Source organism: Psychrobacter sp. ASPA161_9, assembly GCF_051970275.1.
Taxonomy (GTDB): Bacteria; Pseudomonadota; Gammaproteobacteria; order Pseudomonadales; family Moraxellaceae; genus Psychrobacter.
Genome location: NZ_JBEFNI010000005.1, coordinates 156,271 through 177,460, shown reverse-complemented (window position 1 = coordinate 177,460; position 21,190 = coordinate 156,271). Strand labels below are relative to the sequence as shown.

Below are 21,190 nucleotides of genomic sequence, written 5' to 3'. Positions count from 1 at the left end.
TTAGCTTGATAATGAGTCGCTTAGCTCACTATTTTTTATTCATTTTTTCACTGACTTGCTGCCATACCGTATCCGGCAATGCGCCTAACGTCTTTAACGATAGCGTTAGTCTTCTGGGAAATTCAATGACCTCATCGCCATCTTTGATACCTTGACGAATAGCAAAACTCGCTTGCTCAGGCGTCTGTATAAACGGCATTGGAAAGTCATTTTGCTGCGTCATTGGCGTTTTTACAAAACCTGGTACCACTAAACTAACATCGACATGGTGCGGTGCTAGGCTAATTTGCAAGGTTTTCATTAAGTAATGAATCGCAGCTTTCGAGCTACCGTAAGCTTCTGCACGGGCAAATGGTACATAAGCCGAAGCAGAACCAAGGCCGACTAAACGTCCTTTTGAGGCAATGAGTTTGGGCAACACGCCTTCGATAGCATGTGATAGCGTACCCATATTGACCGACATGACTTTCATAAAGACGCTACTATCAAAATTAGGCATATCTAAATATTCACACATACCTGCGCCACAAATCGCTAAATCAATTTGATTTACTTTGTCAAAGGCCTCGATGACCTTCTCGCGATCCATCAGATCTAAATCAATCGGTGTTGCGCCTAGGTCTTTTAGCTCTGCTAATGCCTTGTCATCACGCCCAACCGCGTACACTTCATGACCATCTTGTAAGTAGTCCTTTGCCAATTGATAGCCAATACCAGAGGTTGCACCAGTGATTAGAATATGTAGTTTTCTAGGAGAGTCCGTCATCGTAAGATCCTTTTTTGAGTGGTCTTTTTTCAGTAGTTCTTTGAAGTAGCTTGTTAAATACCGAAATTTTTATAAATTCAAAAATATGAATATGTTAAGAGATAATACTAGGTATCTCTGTTAGCAATAATCTTATCGAAACTTCTAATTCATTTAATAAAACTAAATAATAGGCAGTTAAATAATTATAGTATAAGGACTGATAATTACTGTTGTAACTTCGCAAGATGTTTCTTATAAATGTTGTTGTTTAGAACCAACTTTCTTTCTTACACTAGCCACAGCAATGCCCTATTGCCAATTAAGACAGCGCAATATCAGCATGCTACAATGCCAAGAATGAACTTATTAAAGTTAATATAAAGGCCTTCATGGATTTATATTCAACCCAGCCTTCCAGTTTTTACCCCGTACTAACGATAACTAATAACGCTATATAATTAGCCTTGATTACCCAACTTTTACTCCCCGCTAAAAAGGAGCTCTCATGAGCGAATTGCAACTGTCTGACCGCGTCAACAACATTAAACCATCACCTACCCTAGCTATTACTAATAAAGCCAAAGAGCTAAAAGCGTCTGGTAAAGACATCATTGGTTTGGGCGCAGGCGAGCCTGACTTTGATACCCCAGAACACGTAAAACAAGCAGCAATTCAAGCGATTAACGAAGGTTTTACTAAGTACACCGCTGTCGATGGCACCCCAGAGCTTAAAAAAGCCATTATTGAGAAGTTCAAGCGTGATAATGACCTCAGCTATGAGCCTAATGAGATTTTGGTATCGGTCGGTGGCAAGCAGTCATTCTTTAACCTTGCGCAAGCTTTTATCAATCCAGGTGATGAAGTCATCATTCCAGCACCGTACTGGGTCAGCTATCCTGACATGGTTATCATCGCTGAAGGTGTGCCAGTCATCGTGAAGTGTCCAGCTGAGCAAGACTTTAAAATCACTGCCGAACAGTTAGAAGCGGCCATTACTGACAAAACCAAATTGTTGGTGCTGAATAGTCCATCTAACCCAACAGGCATGATTTATACCTTAGATGAACTAAAAGCCATCGCTGAAGTGCTCAAAAAGCATCCACAAGTTTATGTGGCTTCTGATGATATGTACGAGCATATTCGCTGGACAGGTGATAAGTTCTACAACATCTTAAATGCCGCACCTGAGCTAAAAGAGCGTGCGATTATTTTAAATGGCGTATCAAAAGCGTATGCGATGACTGGTTGGCGTATTGGTTATGCAGGTGGCCCTGCTAAATTAATCGGCGCAATGAAAAAAGTGCAATCACAATCAACCTCATGCCCAGCATCGATCAGTCAAGTCGCTGCCGAAGCGGCTATCAGCGGTGACCAAAGCGTATTGACGCCTATGGTCGAAGCTTTCGAGCAGCGTTGTAACCTCGTCGTCGATGGCTTAAATGCGATTAAAGGCATCACTTGTCTACGTCCTGATGGCGCATTCTATGTCTATCCTAATATCGTGCCATTGATTAAAGCGGCTGGTCTCTCGTCTTGTACTGAATTCTCAGAATGGTTATTGGAGAAAGTCGGTGTAGCAGTCGTCCCTGGTGATGCATTTGGTCTTGGTGGCTACATGCGTATCTCATATGCCACTGATGAAGCTACTTTAAAAGATGCCCTATCACGTATTGAAAAAGCGGTTGCAGACCTTGATGTTACTGAGTAAGTTTTAGTAGAAACTCGTTTAAAACAGCTGACTTAATAGTAAGTTTTAAACTAAAAAAGACGTCTATGATATCTATCGTAGGTGTCTTTTTTCATGTATTTCTTAAATTTTTCAACTTCAAAAATACGCTTATAACGGGATTTGTAAGCACAGAAAAATATAATTTTTGTAGAAAATGCAAAAAAAGCTTGACGTATCTTTTATTTTTGCTAGAATACGCCCCACTTAGCAAGAACTCGTTAGAGCCTTCTAAGTCTCGTTGTAAGAAGTTAAACACTTACAGCTTATTCTCCAATAGCTCAGTTGGTAGAGCAACGGACTGTTAATCCGTGTGTCCCTGGTTCGAGCCCAGGTTGGAGAGCCAAATTTTAGTAGTAAACTACTTTGAATTATTATTAATTCAATTATGGCATTTGCCAAAACCCTCGTCGATTTGATGAGGGTTTTTTTATGGGTGCTATATGCGCAACTCTACGATTAACCTTAGATAGTTAGCCCTAAATAATTTGACTAGAAAAAACTTAATCAAAAACAATCGCAGCTTGGCTATTACTCAAGTTTTCACCTGCATTAACCATCTTATCTGTCTTTGCTTAAATCAAACTCTTACTTCCAACCAAAATAGCTTGAAAAAACGACAAATAATGGTCAAATATGCAGCACAATTAGTACTAAACATCGTTAAATCAAAAATTATCATCAATAACTGATGATTAGTGATTTATTTGGTTGACAGGCTACAGCTACTTGGCTAAAATGTGCCCCACATAACGCAAACGAGCTTAGTGCTTGCTATGTCAGACACGTTCAGCAGGTTTGCCGTTATCACAGCTTATTCCCCAATAGCTCAGTTGGTAGAGCAACGGACTGTTAATCCGTGTGTCCCTGGTTCGAGCCCAGGTTGGGGAGCCATATATTGAAAAGCCTTCATCTACTATTGATGAAGGCTTTTTTATGGTTATTGTTTTTGCCTCTGTAGTGTTCTTTGCAGTGGTTTTGTTGTATGGTAAGTAGTATTGATAACTGTTGATCTATAACGGCTATCTAAAATATTTATAAGTAACTACTGTGAGCGTCAATTGCAGATGAATAGCTACTATTATTCTTGTTCTTTGTTTTTAGTCACTAAAAGTAATGGTTTATTATGATACCTGTACGCATAAAAAATAAGTTCTCTGATCATCCGCAAAAAATCATGCGCCCGATCAGTATTCGCCTCTCTGAGGAGATGATTGAGCTGCTAGAGGCAACTTCATCGGAGCTTGGATTTAAACGCATTCAAGGGCTGATTCGCTTGTACATTCGCCAAGGGCTTGACCGTGATCATCAAGACTATACCTTAGCACATGATGAAGTTTTTATTGAGACCTTGCGTAAGCGCGGTGTCAGCCAACGTATCATTGATGAAGCAATTGTGGTCACTCACAATAATAACATCACGCATCCGTTGACTGAATTACAAAATAACGACTAGATCTGGCCTACGTACTGGATTAGTTATTGGTACTAATGTTCTAAGAGATAGATAAAAAAAGCTAGCAGCTAAGTTGCCTAAACGCACTTATCTGCTAGCTTTTTTTATGGTTGTATCTTGCGTACCTTATTTTCAACAACCTACTTTATTATTTACCTTACTACTTTTCGCAACTATTCTTTATCCCTAGTCTATCTCTACTCTATTGTTAATCGTATAAATCCTTCTTTTCTATTATACAAAGCTTCTCTTTCTATCAGATGAAACTCTAATGTTAAGCATAATTTAACATAACAGCCAACGATGACTCATAATACTATTCATCAAAATACGGTATATTGCAATTGAGGTGATTTGCAGTAAGGTCGATTTAGTCCTGATAGGCAAAATAGATTTAACCTTGCCACTATATAATAATTAGAGAGTCTATTAGAAAACAACAAGGAGGTAGATGATGGTGAATTTCTTAAAGAAACGATTGGTAGCGAATACGCACGCTGTGGCATATCGCTCTAATACCTCGCATAAAATTCGTGCTCAATACTCTTACCAGCGCATGAGCACAACTGCATTGATTGTCTTGTGCCTAGGAGCATTACCTTTAGTAAGTGGCTGCTCAAAGCCGCAGACTGATCCCAGTAAGCAGACCATACCAACTAACTCTGATCAATGGCAGACAAAGCTAGGAGATACCTTTGAGCAGCTACCTGAGGGTGATAGACAGCTGCTTAGCCGCTACATGCTACGAATGAAGCTTAGCGGTGCCTACGAGTCTGGAGCGATGCCACGCATAACGATTAAGCAAGCGCTAGTACAACAACGCGAGTACGAGCGCCTGCATCCTAACAATCCAACTGGTAAAAAAAGCCCTGTTGTTATAAATCAACAGAAAGGCGCTATTCATGCCTTAACTTATCCTGTCGCCCTACTACCAGTCAAGACCAGCGATAGCGATAGCTTAAATCAGGTGAAGCTACAGTTTATGCTGTCTAATCATGGCACAGTGGCTATTAAGAGCTTTCAAGGAACACTGCTAATGAAAGACGCAAAGCTGACAAAAGGCAAAAAATTTAATGTGCCGTTAACGCAGTTCAAATCGCCAATCGAGCCGGAGCAATCTGGCAAAATAATCATTGAGAGTAGTATTGAGGATATCAATGTCATGCGTGCGATTAGAAATGCACAAGATGTGACAATAGAAATTAATGAAGGTACGCTAACTCTGACGGATGGACAGAATATTAAGTTTGTAAACGCGCTTGCGAAGTAGACTGTTTAATTCATATTAAGGCTAATTAAATGTTTTACTGCTAGGGCGTGTTGAACATTCATAATTTAAGCCAGATAAAGGCACAAGCTAGCGCCACTGTATTCTCATAGCTTTGTTTAAGCTTGTCGTATCTAGTGGCTATTGCTCGGAACCGTTTTAAGTGAGCGAATGCATTTTCAACTAAGTGGCGAACTTTGTACAAGTCCCAGTCCATATGGTTATTATCCAATTTTGTATTCTGCTTTCTAGGAATATTATCAAAGCTTCCTGCTCGTTTAATATGTTCTCGCAGCGCATCAGAGTCATAGCCTTTATCAGCACATAGAATATCTGTATCACTCAGATCGATATTATCAACTAAATCTGGTGCTACCTTAACATCGTGAGTCGTACCATCTGATACGATAAAACTGATCGGGTTACCGTGAGCATCCACTGCTAAGTGAATCTTAGTAGCGCGACCTGCCACACTTTTACTAATAGCTTGCGCAGTCTCATTAGCACCACTACTGTGCTGATGCGCTTTTATATGAGTACCGTCTATAAACACCCATTCAAGGTCTGAGTCTTTGATTAATAAAGCAAACAGTTGAATCAACTTATTGCTGCGAAACCAACGCTGATATGCCTTATAGACGGTGTTGGGCTTGCCAAAGTAAGCTGGCAGATCACGCCAAGGACAACCAACACGCATCCGATAAAGGACGCCTTCAACGGTTAGTCTAAGATTTCCTTTGTCATAGATGTTAAGTTCTAGTAGTATAAATCTTAGTCTTGTCCAGTTCTCATTCGTGAGCATTGTCCGAGGCATAGCGAACGGTATCTTTTTTGTGTGAGAACTTAAAGATTACTGCTTCGCTATTTTTTTTGCCATCAATTTATTCCCAATGTTCAACAGACCCTAGATATACTGTAAGTTATTTGGCTTATAATTCTATAAAAAATAGCCATAAAAAAAGCCCCAATCAATAACTGATTGGGGCTTTTTGAATTTGGCGGAGACGGAGAGATTCGAACTCTCGAAGGGCTATGAACCCTTGTCGGTTTTCAAGACCGGTGCATTCAACCGCTCTGCCACGTCTCCATTTGTGCATCATTATAGCGATATGAAATGAGAATGCAAGCGCATATTTAAAAAAACTTGAATTATTTTACCGCTGGACGTTTTTTACTTATTTCTTGCTTACTAGAAGCTAGGTGCAAACACATATCAAGAAGCCTATTCGCATAGCCCCACTCATTATCATACCAAGCAAAAACCTTATATTGATTACCTATTTGCATAAGCTGCTGACCATCAATGATGAGTGACTCAGGCTGATGAATAAAGTCACTTGATACTAGAGGTTCATCGGTATAGGCCATAATATCGAGCAAATGCGCTTGGCTGGCAGATTTGAGCACTTCTCGCATGTTATCCACGCTAACATCTGGCGCATTAAATACAAAGGTCACATCAATCGCTGCAACATCAATGGTTGGTACTCGAATAGAATGACCATTAATCTTCCCTACCATTGCTGGCAACACGCGTTCCGTGGCTGCGATACTACTGGAAGTCGTAGGAATAATATTATAGCCAGAAGCACGCGCTCGTCTTGGGTCTCGGTGAGCCTGATCAAGTACTGTCTGATCAGCGGTGACCGAATGTATCTCAGTCATCATCGCCGACTCTACACCAAATGCCTTATCGAGCGTATCAATCAGCGGTACTAATGCCTGCGTAGTACAAGAGACGCTAGAAATAATCGGTAGCTTGCACGTTAGCAACTCAGTATTTACGCCCATGACAATACAAGCGTCGACATCATTAAAGGGCGCAGCTCCAATAATAACTTGTTGTGCCCCAGCTTCGATATGCAGATGTGCTTGCTCATAAGAGCGAAAATGTCCCGTACACTCTAAGACCACATCGATTCCAAGCGTCTGCCATGGTAGCTGCTTAGGATCTGGCTCTGAGAGCATGCGTATACAGTAGGTATGATTATTTTTAGTTAAGCATAGCTGAGTTTCGCTATATTCGTCGGCCAAGCCTTCTACTATGTCCGCACTAACGCCAAGACGGCTCAATCGACCATGAGTGCTATCAAACTTTAATAGGTGCAATAAAATATCGGGGGATGCCAAGTCGTTAATAGCCACTACATGAATCGCTCGTCCAAGCACCTCAAAACGCTCTAGCAGTGCGCGCAGTACATTACGCCCTATACGTCCAAAACCATTAATAGCGACTCTTAGTGGCTGCGTGTGCTCGCTGGTAGCATGAAACGCCGCTGCTACTGCAGGATCTGACGTGAGTCGATAGTTGGCACTAGAAAAATCAGGCATAACAAGGTATCGCTATAAAAGTAGGGGATAATATAGGGAGCAAGATTGCAAGCCTACGGTGTAATAAAAATCAGCGCCAAACGAATAGTATTGTAATCGACACTTTGTTTAAGACTCTCGTAAATAGGCTTGATTTTCACACTACCATTATCGTTAAAATCATTCGGATTATTGGCGACTTTAATCGCCACATAGGCATTACCTACTGCCATCATTACTTCGTCGTCAGGACGCAGATGATCACAGGCAAGGCTTGGGTCTTGGCGTTTAAGATCACTAATGTGGCGCATAATCGTTGACTGCGCAAGCTCACGCGTCTGCGCGATATCAGCGATGGATAAGCTTTCTTCTAAGAGCAGCCGCGTCGCTAGCAGCGTACTATCTGATTTATCAGAGACTTGATTGCCTAATTTTTGTTTCTTGTCTTGTTGCGCCTGTTGTTGCTCACGGCGCTTTTTTTGCAGACTTGTATAAGCGTCAATGACTGATTGACTCAGTGTACCGCCTGCTTTCAAAACAAACTTCTCATGCGCCTGCTTCATGCTTTCTTCATCAAGCATTGCATAGTTGGCATCAGCTTCATCGGACAGCACCAAAAAGCGTTTGTCGGCCCCGCGTGCCAGTGGATCAAGTTGCAAGCTCATATCATTCATACCTAGCAGCTGCAAACCTGCCAGCGACTTAAGCCGTGATAACGCCACATAACCTTGTCCCAGCTCAAAAGTACGTGACAAGTCAATTTCCGCAGCATCAAGGGTCATTCCTTGCGACTTATGAATGGTAATCGCCCAAGCTAAGCATAGTGGTACTTGCAAATAACTTGCTAGCACGTCTCCAGTCTCATCTTCAATTATCCACTCTTCAGGCTCAGCGATGACTTCACGTCCTGAATTAAGCCTAACCACTGGCATTTTCTGCGTCGTTGGCTTTTTAGCTTTGGGCTTCTCTTTATCTTTGCTTTTGTTTTTAGCAGTATCTGTATCACTGTCCGTACTGACATCTTCTTCAATTAAAAGGTCACTATTGTCTTTGCCATCATCGACTTTGACTGCTGCAAAGCCTATCAATTCACCCATCGTGCCATTAGAGACGCCAAGCTCGGTGTTGTTTTTGATAAACATCACTTTTGCGCCAACTTTGAGAATGAGCTCATCTTGAGTACGCACCGTCTTTTTGAGTGTCTCAACCAGTTTACTATCGCCAGTCACCGTGGACTCAAAATGCATCATCTCCCCATCTAACGCGGCCAGCTCTTTATCATTAATTTTGTTAACGTTGAGATTGTGCGTGTACAGACGTGTACGCTTGATATCGACGTTTTGATCATAGGTGGCTTCTAAGGCAGCAATCGCTTCAAAAGTGACTTCTTGACGACGGATTTGGTTAAGAATATCGTCTAAATCAAGACCGCCATTAGCCGCCTCGCTTACCTGCCGATGTTGCTCAGACAGATAGCAAATATGAAACTTGGCATCGAGCCAAGCCTCCGACATAAAGGCGAACTTCTCACGATTACTCTCGCCCTTACTGCCAATTGGCGGTAGCTGAAAAAAGTCTCCAGCGACGACGACCTGAATACCACCAAATGCCTTGTCATTTTTGCGCACATGCTTAAGTACTTGGCTGACCAAATTGAGCTGCTTGGAATGCAACATCGATATCTCATCAATAATTAGAACAGCAGTGTCTTTCAACCTGTCCGCTAAAAATTGTTTGCGTGATAAATTGGTTAAATCACGATCAGTTAGCTCATCTTTAATACCGATGCCCGACCAGCTATGAATAGTTGTGCCGTTCATGTGTGTGGCCGCGATACCGGTACTTGCAGTGACAGCGACTGGCACACGGCGCGCACGCAAATAATTGATATATTGATTGAGAGTATAAGTCTTACCTGAACCTGCTGAGCCTGTCAAAAATACATTTTGACCTGTTTTTAAGATATCAAGAGCAGAAGATTGACGCATATATCCAAACCAATTAAGTTAATAGTAATAAGAAAAAAGTAGAAGAGAACAAAGTCGCCCTCTATGCATTGATAGTCGAAGCAGTTAAAAATTGGTACAAGGCAATCCAGCGCAAATAGTACATTGGATAAATCAAGCAAGATGAGAGCCTTAAAATTGTACAAATGCTTTGACTGTAGCAGCTTAGAGTATTTGGCAACAATTATAACAGCTGCATCAGCTTTGCGAACTACTTTAACTCAATCATCTTGTATAACTTAAAGTTATGCAATACGGATTACATCATTATAAAAAGTCATTATAACTCTGTGTCAAAGCTCAGTACGATAGGGTGAGTAGTTAATCAGGAAGATTGGCTATTAAACACGTAAGTATATATTTTTTATAGCATTTTATAAAATAATAAATAAACTTTCATGTGATCTATCTCAAACAATACAACAAGGAGTCGTTAATGTTATACGCCTATCCCAATACTGAAAACAGTCCTGTCCAATTCCGCGAAAAATATGACAATTTTATCAACGGTGAGTGGGTTGCACCAGCTGATGGTGAATACTTTGATAATACAAGTCCTATCGATGGTAAGTCTATCTGCCAAGTCGCACGCTCAAAAGAAGCGGATGTCGAAGCTGCGCTAGATGCCGCTCATGCCGCCAAAGATGCGTGGGGCAAAACCAGTGTTACTGAACGCTCTAATATGTTGCTCAAACTTGCCGACGGTATCGAGGCCAATTTAGAGGCAATCGCTATCGCCGAGAGCTATGAAAACGGTAAACCTGTACGTGAAACCCTCGCCGCTGATATTCCAATCGCCATCGACCATTTGCGTTACTTTGCTGGCGTTATCCGCGCACAAGAAGGCGGCATCAGCCAAATTGATGAAGATACAGTCGCTTATCATTTTCATGAACCACTTGGCGTCGTCGGTCAAATCATTCCTTGGAACTTCCCCATTCTAATGGCAATCTGGAAAATTGCCCCTGCTCTTGCAGCGGGTAACTGTGTCGTCCTCAAGCCAGCCGAGCAAACCCCTGCTTCTGTTTTGTATATGCTTGACTTAATAGGCGCAGCGGACATTCTGCCTAAAGGCGTACTGAATGTCATTAACGGCTTTGGTGTTGAAGCTGGTAAACCAATCGCTTCTAACCCACGTATTGATAAAGTGTCCTTTACTGGTGAGACCACCACTGGTCGCCTCATTATGCAATATGCCAGTGAAAATATCATTCCGGTGACTCTAGAGCTGGGTGGAAAAAGTCCAAACATCTTCTTTGCCGATATCATGGATGAAGATGATGACTTCTTAGACAAGGCAGTTGAAGGTTTGGTCATGTTTGCGCTAAACCAAGGCGAAGTCTGTACTTGCCCATCACGCGCCCTCGTGCACGAAAGCATCTATGATGAATTTATGAAGCGTTGTATCGCGCGCGTTAAAGCCATCAAAATGGGCAATCCACTCGATACTGATACTATGATCGGTGCTCAAGCCAGCTCAGATCAGTTAGAAAAAATCCTATCTTATCTCGATATTGGTAAAAAAGAAGGCGCGAAAGTCCTTGTCGGTGGTGAACTCGCCAAACATGATGGTGAAATGGCAAACGGTTATTATGTACAACCAACCATCTTTGAAGGCACCAATGATATGCGCGTGTTCCAAGAAGAAATCTTTGGTCCTGTGCTTGCCGTTACTACCTTTAAAGACGATGAAGAAGCGATGGCGCTCGCCAATGATACCTTATACGGTCTTGGTGCTGGCGTATGGACGCGTAACGGCACTCGCGCTTATCGTTTCGGTCGTGGCATTAAAGCCGGTCGCGTTTGGACGAATTGTTATCACCTCTATCCTGCGCATTCAGCGTTTGGCGGTTATAAGCAGTCTGGTATCGGCCGTGAAAACCATCTAATGATGCTAGATCATTATCAACAAACCAAAAACATGCTGGTATCTTATAGTCCTAAAGCGATGGGCTTCTTTTAAATCTACCTCTCAAAGCACTTTATGGCAAAAACCGTAAAGTGCGAACTTAATGCTCGCTGAGTATTTTAAAGTAAAGAACGATGATAAGGAGTTGCAACGTGAGTAATAAAATGAAAGCTGCTGTTTTACATGAGTTCGGACAACCTTTACAAATTGAAGAAGTGGACATTCCGACCCCCGGTGCTGGTCAAATCGTTGTAAAAATGCAAGCATCAGGTGTCTGTCATACCGATTTGCATGCGGTTGAAGGAGATTGGCCAGTCAAACCTAGCCCACCATTTATCCCCGGACACGAAGGCGTAGGCCTTATAACCGCCGTTGGCGAAAACGTACATCATGTCAAAGAAGGCGACCGAGTCGGTGTGCCTTGGCTCTACTCTGCCTGTGGTCACTGTACCCATTGTTTGGGCGGCTGGGAGACTTTATGTCTACGTCAAAAAAACTCTGGCTACTCAGTAAACGGCAGTTTTGCAGAATATGTTCTAGCAGATGCCAACTATGTGGGCATCATTCCTGAGGGCGTTGACTCTGTTGAGATTGCACCAGTTTTATGTGCAGGTGTAACGGTGTATAAAGGTCTTAAAATGACCGACACCAAGCCAGGCGATTGGGTTGTCATTTCAGGTATCGGCGGACTTGGTCACATGGCGGTACAGTACGCCATTGCCATGGGCTTGAATGTTGCCGCTGTGGATATTGATGATGAGAAGCTTGAGTTTGCCAAAAAACTGGGTGCGACCGTCACTGTTAATGCCAAAAACACCGACCCTGGTGAGTATCTACAAAAAGAGATCGGTGGCGCTCATGGAGTGCTCGTGACTGCCGTATCCTCTAAGGCGTTTGATCAAGCCTTAACTATGTTACGACGCGGTGGTACTTTGGTTTGTAATGGTCTGCCTACTGGTGATTTCCCTGTATCTATCTTTGACACAGTTCTGAACGGTATCACTATTCGCGGTTCAATCGTGGGTACACGTCTTGACTTGCAAGAATCGCTAGAGATGGCAGCAGAAGGCAAAGTGAAAGCAACCGTTGCCGCTGAGCCGCTTGAGAATATCAATGATATTCTTGAACGTATGCGCCAAGGTAAAATCGAGGGTCGCATTGTGATTGACTACTCCATGTAGCCATTTCAATTTTTTGAGACATTTTGATGTTTTTGAAACTGTCTCAGTGATTGGCACTTTTCGTCATAAACAACAGGTCGTATCCCTTCAACTATGCGTTACTAGCAATTTGAGTTGAAGGGATACGACCTTTTTATTCTCAGCTTTCAGATGTCAGTTGTTAATAATTTTTTAATAATGAGTTATTTACAGTATGAGTTAGCAGTACCCTTAGTCTATTCATAGCCTTTATGTAGGGGAATAACATGACAAGCACGCCTAACGAGCAAAAGAGCGCGGTCTCTGGCAGCACTCAAGCTGAAAAAGATTATTTCGCCAAACGACAACTTAAAGAAGGTGCAGTTGGCTGGGTTTTATTAATAGGTCTTGGTGTTGCCTATGTGATCTCCGGAGACTTTGCTGGTTGGAACTTTGGCCTAGCACAAGGTGGTTGGGGCGGTATGTTTGTCGCCTTAATAGCCGTGGCTCTCATGTATCTGTGCATGTGTTTATCGATGTCAGAGATGTCCACCATGTTGCCCACAGCAGGCGGCGGATATAGTTTCGCCCGTACCGCTTTTGGTCCTTTGGGAGGGTATTTAACTGGTACTGCGATTTTGATTGAATATGCTATCGCACCAGCCGCTATCGCAGTGTTCATTGGCTCATACTGCGAGTCATTGTTCGGTATCGGGGGCTGGATCGTATATTTAACATGTTATATCGTCTTTATAGCTATTCACTTAAAAGGCGCAGGCGAAGCATTAAAGATTATGTTTGGCATTACCGCTGTTGCCTGTATTGCCCTGGTCGTATTTATTGTGTCGATGTTTCCGCATTTTGATAGTAAAAATTTATTTGATATTGCCGTCGGTACACAGGCGGGAGCAAGTCCGTTTCTACCCTTTGGATATATCGGGATTTGGGCTGCCGTTCCTTATGCAATTTGGTTCTTTTTAGCGGTTGAGGGTGTACCTCTAGCGGCTGAAGAAGCTAAAGATCCTGCTAAGTCATTACCGCGTGGATTAATCGGCTCTATGCTAATTTTAGCGTCATTCGCGCTGCTTATTTTATTCTTAGGACCAGGTGCTGCGGGTGCAGATACCTTAAAAGATTCAGGGGCGCCTTTGGTTGATGCCCTAATTGCCGTATACGGTGAAAATACGTGGTTGGCAAGTTTTGTAAACTTCGTTGGTCTCGCAGGTCTTATCGCCAGCTTCTTTTCCATCATTTATGCCTACTCTCGGCAGATTTTCGCCTTATCGCGTGCGGGTTATTTACCCAAAAAACTATCGCTAACTAATAGCAATAAAGCGCCTTATTTGGCTCTAATTGTCCCTGGGATTATAGGTTTTCTGTTATCGCTTACTGGCGAAGGAGATCTTCTTATTCTTATGGCGGTATTCGGTGCGACCATCTCATATGTATTAATGATGGCCTCGCACATTAAGCTGCGTTTATCTCGTCCTGACCTGCCACGCCCTTATAAGACACCGGGCGGTATCATGACTTCAGGTATAGCGCTTGTGCTCGCTTCTCTTGCCGTAATCGCAGGACTGATGGTAGATCCTAAAGTTTGGTTTATGGCAGCGGGGATTTATGTCGTATTTATTCTCTACTTTGTCATATTTAGCCGTCATCACTTAGTGAGTGGTACGCCAGAAGAAGAGTTCGCTGAAATTAGAGCCGCGTCAGATGATTTAAGTTAATGATGTTTATAGAACTTGTATTTTATAGCCTATAAAACGTATAGATAGAAGGTGAACAAAATGGCTTATCAACATACTGTAGGACAGAAAACCTACCAATTTGAGAGTTTAAAGGTGTTACTTGCCAAAGCATCGCCACGACGCTCAGGTGATGAGTTGGCTGGGGTTGCAGCCTCTGATGCCACTGAACGTGTAGCAGCACAAATGGCTTTAGCGGATTGTTTATTAATCGACTTTTTGGATGATATTACTATCCCCTATGAAGACGATGAAGTAACTCGGCTGATTATGGCACAACATGATAAACAAGCCTTCGCTAAAATATCTAGCTTTACCGTTGGTGATTTAAGAAACTGGCTATTAGGAGAATCTGCTACAAGGGATGAAATAGCCCAATTAAAATATGCCTTTACCCCAGAGATGGTAGCTGCCGTTAGCAAAATAATGCGCGTACAAGACCTAATTTTAGTAGCAAAGAAATGCCAAGTCGTTACTAAGTTTCGTAACACTATCGGTCTTGATGGTTGCTTATCTACGCGCTTACAGCCCAATCACCCTACTGATGACATGCTGGGCATTTCTGCCAGTATTATCGATGGCTTGATGTATGGCAACGGGGACGCTGTGATTGGCATCAATCCCGCCACTGACAATCTACAAAATTTATCAGAATTACTAAAGCTGCTAGACCATGTGATATCTGAATATCAAATTCCCACTCAATCTTGTGTATTAACTCACATAACCTCCGCTATCCAATTGATTGAGAAAAAAGTACCCGTTGACTTAGTCTTTCAGTCAATTACCGGCAGCGAAAAAGCCAATACTAGCTTTGGTATAGATTTAGCGCTATTGAGAGAAGGCTATGAAGCGGGGCTCAGCCTCAACCGTGGCATGGTCGGGCAAAACGTTATGTACTTTGAGACCGGACAAGGCAGTGCGCTGTCAAGCAATGCACACTTCGATGTCGATCAACAAACGCTTGAAGCAAGGGCTTATGCAGTGGCTAGAGAATTTAACCCACTGTTAGTAAATACGGTCGTTGGATTTATTGGTCCTGAATATCTGTTTGACGGCAAACAAATCATTCGCGCCGGCTTAGAGGATCACTTCTGTGGCAAGCTGCTTGGCGTACCTATGGGCTGTGATATTTGCTATACCAATCACGCCGATGCCGATCAAGATGATATGGATACCTTACTGACCTTGCTTGCGACGGCTGGAATCAACTTTATTATGGGTATTCCAGGCTCCGATGATGTCATGCTCAATTATCAAACCACCTCATTCCATGATGCACTCTATGCTAGGCAGCTGCTTGGATTGACTCCTGCTCCTGAGTTTGCGCATTGGCTCAGTGAAAACGGCATTTATACTCAAACGCAAAACAGTATTCAGTGGTCAGACAAGCCATCCTCTCTACTTTCTGGCATTATATAACCCTATAATAGTGATTAAAATAAATCTATAAAGTTACGCAATACCGAATCATAAAGGAGAATGCTATGTCTATGAATGATTCGCAAGTTAAGCAGTCGATTATTGACGAAGACAAACCCGAAACGAGTCAACGATCTGAATTGGTTCATCTAGATCCTTGGCAGAAGTTAAAAGAATATACAGATTCTAGAATCGCTTTAGGACGAGTTGGCTGTAGTATTCCTACCAAAGCTTTATTAAAGTTTCAGCTTGATCACGCTGAAGCCAAAGATGCGGTATTACAAGATTTGGATATCGAACGCTTGGTTGATGATTTGTCTACACAATGTCATCTTATTTTTAAAGATATGGACACAGAGGCTGCGACAGAAAATTTAGAAAAAAGTGACGAACAATCTCTAGAGCAATCAGATGAGGTTTGGGAGCTATTCAAAGTGATGAGTCAGGCAGAAAACAAATCTGACTATCTTAAACGTCCAGATTGGGGAAGGCTATTAAACAGTGACTCCTCTGGCAAATTAGAGCGCTTTTTAGAGCAATCTGGCACAGATAAATCTTATGATGTCATCATCGTGATGGGAGATGGTCTGTCGGCACGAGCGCTAGAAGAAAATGGGCCCAAGCTTGTAGCAGAGCTTATTCCGTTATTCAAAGAGCAAGGCTGGAGCATCGCGCCCTTGGTCATTGCTACTGGCAGCCGTGTGGCTTTAGGCGATAAAGTTGCTGAACGTCTCAATGCCAAAATGCTGATAATACTTATTGGTGAGCGGCCCGGTCTTAGCTCCCCTGACAGTTTAGGTATTTATTACACTTGGGACGCGCATGCTGAAAGCCATGATGCCATGCGCAACTGCATCTCTAATGTGCGCGCAGCTGGACTGCCCATTAAAATGGCTGCAAATCGACTATTAGCCTTAATGAAAAAATCTTGTGAACTTAAATTATCTGGTGTTGATTTAAAGGACGAGCAAGAGCTGCCAACCCTAGATCAAAGTCAACCAGCGATAAGATTGCTATAAAATACATTGCATAAATTATTGTCATGACAAGGAGTCCGACATGAAACTTGAAGCTACAGAATCCTGTAAAGAATTAATCGAACTATTAAAATCTAAGCACGGTGACCTGATGTTCCATCAATCTGGCGGCTGCTGCGATGGCAGCTCACCGATGTGTTATCCGTTAGGTGAGTTTAAAGTTGGCGGTCAAGATGTGTTGATCGGTGAGCTGGCTGGCTGTCCATTTTATATGGGTAAAGCACAATATAAACTATGGCAGCATACCGATCTAACTATCGATGTGGTAGACGGTCGCGGTGCGAGTTTTTCACTTGAAATACCAGAGGGCAAACGCTTTATCGTGCGCTCAGAGATATGTGAAGTATAGGCGAATTACTTTAGAAGAAATATATTATTGCTAGAAATAATAAACACATCACACCTCGAAAATCTGTTTTGTTAACTTGATTCATCAAACCTTCCTTTCCTTAAAGGCGTATTGACCAATCGATACGCCTTAGTCATTTTTATTTATTTATTCTGATAAAATAATAGTTATTGTAATGGACGACCAATGTTTAATTGGCATGGACGCTACAAGGAATAAGAAATGGAATTTGATACAAAGTTTGATTACGTCATCGTTGGTGGCGGTTCAGCGGGCTGCGTACTTGCCAGCCGACTTACGGAAAACCCAGACATTAGTGTTTGCTTGTTAGAGTATGGCGGTGATGGTAAAGACCTGACTATTCGCGTACCTGCTGGGCTTATTCTTCTCGTCCCTGGCAAACCGCTCAAGTTAAACAACTGGTGCTTTCATACCACCCCTCAAACTCATTTAAATAACCGTCGCGGCTTTCAACCTCGCGGACAGTGTTTGGGTGGCTCATCCGCTATTAATGCTATGATTTATACGCGCGGCAGTGCTCTAGATTATGAGCGCTGGGTAGAACAAGGTTGTACTGGATGGGGATTCGATGATGTCTTGCCTTATTTTATCAAGGCCGAAAATAACGTCCATGGTGGCGATGATCTGCATGGCGATAGCGGGCCGCTCCATGTCAGCGACTTACTTAGCCCACGTGATATCTCAAAAGCATTTGTAGAAGCAGGTGTTGCCAATGGACTGGCTCACAATCAAGACTTCAACGGAACAAAACAAGACGGCGTAGGCCTGTACCAAGTCACTCATTTTCATGGTGAAAAACAAGGTCAACGCTGCTCTGCCGCTGCCGCTTATCTACACCCAGTCGAAAGTCGGCCTAACCTTACTATTGTTACTCACGCTCAAGCCAACCGTGTCTTAATCGAAGATAATCAAGCGGTAGGCGTCGTCTACGAAAAAGATAGTGTTGAACATACCGTTATGGCTCGTCATGAAGTCATTTTATCAGGTGGCGCTTTTGGCTCACCTAAAGTACTCATGTTATCGGGTATTGGTCCAGCCGAGCATTTGCAAGCGCATGGTATTGATGTTGTGGTAGATTCACCAGAAGTGGGCGGCAACTTACAAGATCATTTGGATGTGGTGTTTGACTACGAGGTCAATACCACCGATGTATTTGGAGTCGGCATGGCTGGTGGTAGAAACTTCTTCAAAGCTCTTTCACAATGGAGAAAAGATGGCACAGGTCTGCTGTCCACCAATTATGCTGAGGCTGGTGCTTTCTTTAGTGTTGGCGATGACCCGCAAGAATGGCCAAATACTCAGCTACACTTTGTGATATCTCGAGTAGTCAATCACGGCCGCGATATCAAACTTGGCTACGCTATCTCATGTCATGCTTGCTACCTGCGCCCTGAAAGTCGCGGTACTGTCCGGCTTGATTCTGCCAATCCCTCTGATCCAGTATTGATTGATCCAAACTATCTCTCTCATCCCAAAGATATTGAGTACATGGTTGCAGGAGCAGAACGTACCCGAGCAATCATGCAAGAAGCTCCAATCGCCAAATATATCACCGAAGACTACCCTGCTCCCTATCTCGAAAAAGACGGTATGCTTGGCTATATTAAAAATAGATCTGATACCATCTACCATCCTGTTGGCACCTGCCGAATGGGCTCAGATGAAAGCTCCGTAGTGGATTTGGAATTGAAGGTGCGCGGTGTAAGCGGATTACGGGTAATCGATGCGTCAATCATGCCAACTTTAATCAGCGGCAATACCAATGCGCCAACTATTATGATCGCTGAGAAGTTAGCCGATATGATTAAAGCCAAACATGATCATGTCAAATCAGTTTCATCCTAAATCACCGAAATTTAATGGCTGAAAGTTAAAGGCTATATCACTAGCTCTGATATGTATCATATTACGAAGAGAGTAGTTAAATAGCCCTCTTCATTCAGTCACTTCCACTTAATTAACAACGTTAAGACGTGATATTTTTGTTGAATTTAGTTTACAGATATCTTGCGTTGTAGCCATTTAACAGAGTATATTCAAACGACTTATTTATATTTGTATTTTTTGCATACTTGATTCAGAGTGGGTAAAACATGACTACTGTTCTGCATTGCATATTAAAGATACTATATTAATAAATACTTTAAAGGGAATTAAGAGCTTGCCAATTGTGTTCATGGTTCGAACACGGATCTGTATATTTATTGGCAATGACTTATCGTTTACATAGGATGTAACAATGCAAAAAACACTCTTCAAACTTACGATGTTGGCTACGGTTGTCTTGAGTATAAGCGCTTGTAGCAGCGACAACAAAACCACTAATGATTCTGCTGCCAGCTCAGACGCCAAAGCGGCTAAAACATTACTTTACTGCTCAGAAGGCAGCCCCGCTGGTTTCGATCCAGCACAATATACTTCTGGTACTGACTTTGATGCCAGCGCCTACCCTATCTATAACGGCTTAGTAGAATTCAAAAGAGCGGGTACTGAGATTCAACCAGGGCTGGCTGAAAGCTGGGATATTAGCGAAGATGGTAAGACCTATACCTTTAATCTACGTAAAGGGGTCAAATTTGGTAAAACAGACTACTTCACCCCAACCCGCGACTTTAACGCTGATGACGTCGTCTTTACGCTAAAACGTATTACTAACCCAGACTTTGAATTTAATAAAGCCTATCCTGCTGAGTTCCCATATTCGGTCGGCATGGGACTGCCTGATATTATCTCCAATATCGAAAAGGTCGATGACTATACGGTAAAAATCACCCTCAGCGAGACCAATGCGCCATTTTTACAAAACCTAGCGATGGCCTTTGCTTACATCAATTCTGCTGAGTACGCAGATCAGCTAATGGCTGCGGATAATGCGGCTGATATTAATACCAAACCAGTTGGTACCGGACCTTTCGTCTTTACCTCCTATCAAAAAGACGCGCAAATTCGTTATACCAAAAACCCAGACTATTGGAACAAAGACGATATTCATATCGACAATCTAGTGTTTGTCATCACCAAAGACTCAGCAGTTCGCGCCCAAAAAGTTCAAGCCGGCGAATGCCATGTGTCAGCCTATCCAAAACCTGCCGAAATTGAGTCAGTCAAAAAATCCGGTAAAGCCACAGTTCTTGATCAGCCTGGCTTCAACGTAGGCTATGTGGGCTACAACGTAGAAAAACCAAAGCTTAGCGACCTTAAAGTCCGCCAAGCGTTAGATATGGCCATTAATAAAGACGCTATTATCAATGCGGTCTATCAGAGTGAAGGGCTTAAAGCGACCAATCCTATGCCGCCAACGCAGTGGGGTTACGACGAGTCGATTAGAGACGCTCCTTATGACGTTGAAAAAGCCAAATCACTTATGAAAGAAGCCGGTGCTGATAATCTTGCCATCAATCTATGGTATATGCCCGTTCAGCGGCCGTATAACCCTAATGCCAAGCTTATGGCTGAAATGCTGCAAGCAGATTGGGCGAAGATTGGCGTCGATACCAAGCTTGTCACTTATGAGTGGGGCGAGTACCTGAATCGCGCTGCTAAAGGTGAGCACGATGTTATTCTAGCTGGCTGGACCGGTGACAATGGTGACCCAGATAACTGGCTTGGTACCCTATTGTCTTGTGACGCTATCGGTGGTAACAACTACTCACGCTGGTGTAATAAGGACTTTGACAGTTTAGTGACCAATGCCCGTCAAATTACCAATCAAGATGATCGCGTCAGTGATTATGTACAAGCTCAGCAGATATTCAAAGAGCAACTGCCTTGGACAACGATGGCACATTCGGTGGTAACCGTATTCACGGCACCAAACGTTGTCGATTATAAAATTAGTCCACTAGGTTCAATACGCTTTGATGGTGTGAAGGTTGAATAACCTTGGCTAATTAAGTCCGGTACGACATGCACTGTTATTTAATTTGTATTCGGCTGGATCAGACTCTTTGCTCCAGCCGTATTTGTATGAGTTAAGCGCTTTGCTAAACACATTGCCAAACATATTGTCACGGACAGTCTCAGCACTGCTAATACGCTAATCATCGATCTAT

The 21,190-nt window shown here is 42.7% G+C and carries 15 protein-coding genes and 3 tRNA genes; 13 read left to right on the top strand and 5 right to left on the bottom strand.

Translation table 11 applies throughout. The features are described from left to right. Positions 1–28: 28 nt before the first annotated feature. Positions 29–766: an SDR family NAD(P)-dependent oxidoreductase gene (locus tag ACTQ9S_RS07815; protein ID WP_068036739.1), complete on the bottom strand. Its 738-nt coding sequence runs from the start codon at positions 764–766 to the stop codon at positions 29–31. A 487-nt stretch (positions 767–1,253) separates the two neighbouring features. Here ACTQ9S_RS07815 and ACTQ9S_RS07810 point away from each other — a divergent pair, with 487 nt between their 5' ends. The 5 genes from ACTQ9S_RS07810 (at position 1,254) to ACTQ9S_RS07790 (ending at position 5,200) form a co-directional block, all read left to right on the top strand. Beyond that, positions 1,254–2,456 carry a pyridoxal phosphate-dependent aminotransferase gene (locus tag ACTQ9S_RS07810; RefSeq protein WP_440454620.1) on the top strand — a complete coding sequence of 401 codons (1,203 nt, stop codon included), beginning with the start codon at positions 1,254–1,256 and terminating at the stop codon, positions 2,454–2,456. Positions 2,457–2,744: 288 nt separating this feature from the next. Next, positions 2,745–2,820 (top strand) — tRNA-Asn (locus tag ACTQ9S_RS07805). 472 nt (positions 2,821–3,292) lie between these two features. After that, positions 3,293–3,368 (top strand) — tRNA-Asn (locus tag ACTQ9S_RS07800). Between the two features lie 232 nt (positions 3,369–3,600). Further along, positions 3,601–3,930, top strand: coding sequence for a CopG family transcriptional regulator (locus tag ACTQ9S_RS07795; RefSeq protein ID WP_068036744.1), 330 nt, complete (start codon positions 3,601–3,603; stop codon positions 3,928–3,930). A 451-nt stretch (positions 3,931–4,381) separates the two neighbouring features. Next, complete coding sequence (locus ACTQ9S_RS07790) at positions 4,382–5,200, top strand: hypothetical protein (RefSeq protein ID WP_440454619.1); 819 nt, start codon at positions 4,382–4,384, stop codon at positions 5,198–5,200. Between the two features lie 58 nt (positions 5,201–5,258). Here ACTQ9S_RS07790 and ACTQ9S_RS07785 read toward each other — a convergent pair whose 3' ends face one another. The 4 genes from ACTQ9S_RS07785 to ACTQ9S_RS07770 form a co-directional block, all read right to left on the bottom strand. Then, positions 5,259–6,011, bottom strand: a complete 753-nt coding sequence (locus ACTQ9S_RS07785; protein ID WP_440454618.1) for an IS5 family transposase — start codon at positions 6,009–6,011, stop codon at positions 5,259–5,261. A gap of 182 nt (positions 6,012–6,193) precedes the next feature. Continuing rightward, positions 6,194–6,284, bottom strand: a tRNA-Ser gene (locus tag ACTQ9S_RS07780). 62 nt (positions 6,285–6,346) lie between these two features. Further along, positions 6,347–7,528 (bottom strand): type I glyceraldehyde-3-phosphate dehydrogenase, encoded by a 1,182-nt coding sequence (locus tag ACTQ9S_RS07775; protein WP_440454617.1) that lies wholly within the window; start codon positions 7,526–7,528, stop codon positions 6,347–6,349. Between the two features lie 53 nt (positions 7,529–7,581). Next, entirely contained in the window at positions 7,582–9,495 is a 1,914-nt protein-coding gene (locus ACTQ9S_RS07770; RefSeq protein ID WP_440454616.1) for an AAA family ATPase, read from the bottom strand. Positions 9,496–9,949: 454 nt separating this feature from the next. On the opposite strand from ACTQ9S_RS07770, the gene exaC reads away from it, so the two are divergent. The 8 genes from exaC to ACTQ9S_RS07730 all read left to right on the top strand — a co-directional run bounded on the left by exaC (position 9,950) and on the right by ACTQ9S_RS07730 (position 21,018). After that, positions 9,950–11,476 carry an acetaldehyde dehydrogenase ExaC gene (gene exaC, locus ACTQ9S_RS07765; RefSeq protein WP_068036757.1) on the top strand — a complete coding sequence of 509 codons (1,527 nt, stop codon included), beginning with the start codon at positions 9,950–9,952 and terminating at the stop codon, positions 11,474–11,476. A 98-nt stretch (positions 11,477–11,574) separates the two neighbouring features. Then, a complete protein-coding gene (adhP, locus tag ACTQ9S_RS07760) occupies positions 11,575–12,603 on the top strand; it encodes an alcohol dehydrogenase AdhP (protein WP_203226470.1) in 1,029 nt (342 codons plus the stop codon). 245 nt (positions 12,604–12,848) lie between these two features. After that, a complete protein-coding gene (eat, locus tag ACTQ9S_RS07755) occupies positions 12,849–14,291 on the top strand; it encodes an ethanolamine permease (RefSeq protein WP_440454615.1) in 1,443 nt (480 codons plus the stop codon). A gap of 60 nt (positions 14,292–14,351) precedes the next feature. Continuing rightward, on the top strand, positions 14,352–15,731 hold the full coding sequence (locus ACTQ9S_RS07750; RefSeq protein ID WP_440454614.1) for an ethanolamine ammonia-lyase subunit EutB: 1,380 nt from the start codon (positions 14,352–14,354) through the stop codon (positions 15,729–15,731). Between the two features lie 65 nt (positions 15,732–15,796). Then, positions 15,797–16,750, top strand: a complete 954-nt coding sequence (eutC, locus tag ACTQ9S_RS07745) for an ethanolamine ammonia-lyase subunit EutC (protein WP_440454613.1) — start codon at positions 15,797–15,799, stop codon at positions 16,748–16,750. A gap of 40 nt (positions 16,751–16,790) precedes the next feature. After that, positions 16,791–17,117 (top strand): DUF779 domain-containing protein, encoded by a 327-nt coding sequence (locus ACTQ9S_RS07740; protein WP_068036766.1) that lies wholly within the window; start codon positions 16,791–16,793, stop codon positions 17,115–17,117. Positions 17,118–17,339: 222 nt separating this feature from the next. Continuing rightward, the gene (locus tag ACTQ9S_RS07735) at positions 17,340–18,983 is read left to right on the top strand and encodes a GMC family oxidoreductase (RefSeq protein WP_440454612.1); all 1,644 of its coding nucleotides are present in this window, start codon (positions 17,340–17,342) and stop codon (positions 18,981–18,983) included. A gap of 394 nt (positions 18,984–19,377) precedes the next feature. After that, complete coding sequence (locus tag ACTQ9S_RS07730; protein WP_440454611.1) at positions 19,378–21,018, top strand: ABC transporter substrate-binding protein; 1,641 nt, start codon at positions 19,378–19,380, stop codon at positions 21,016–21,018. Positions 21,019–21,190: the final 172 nt, after the last annotated feature.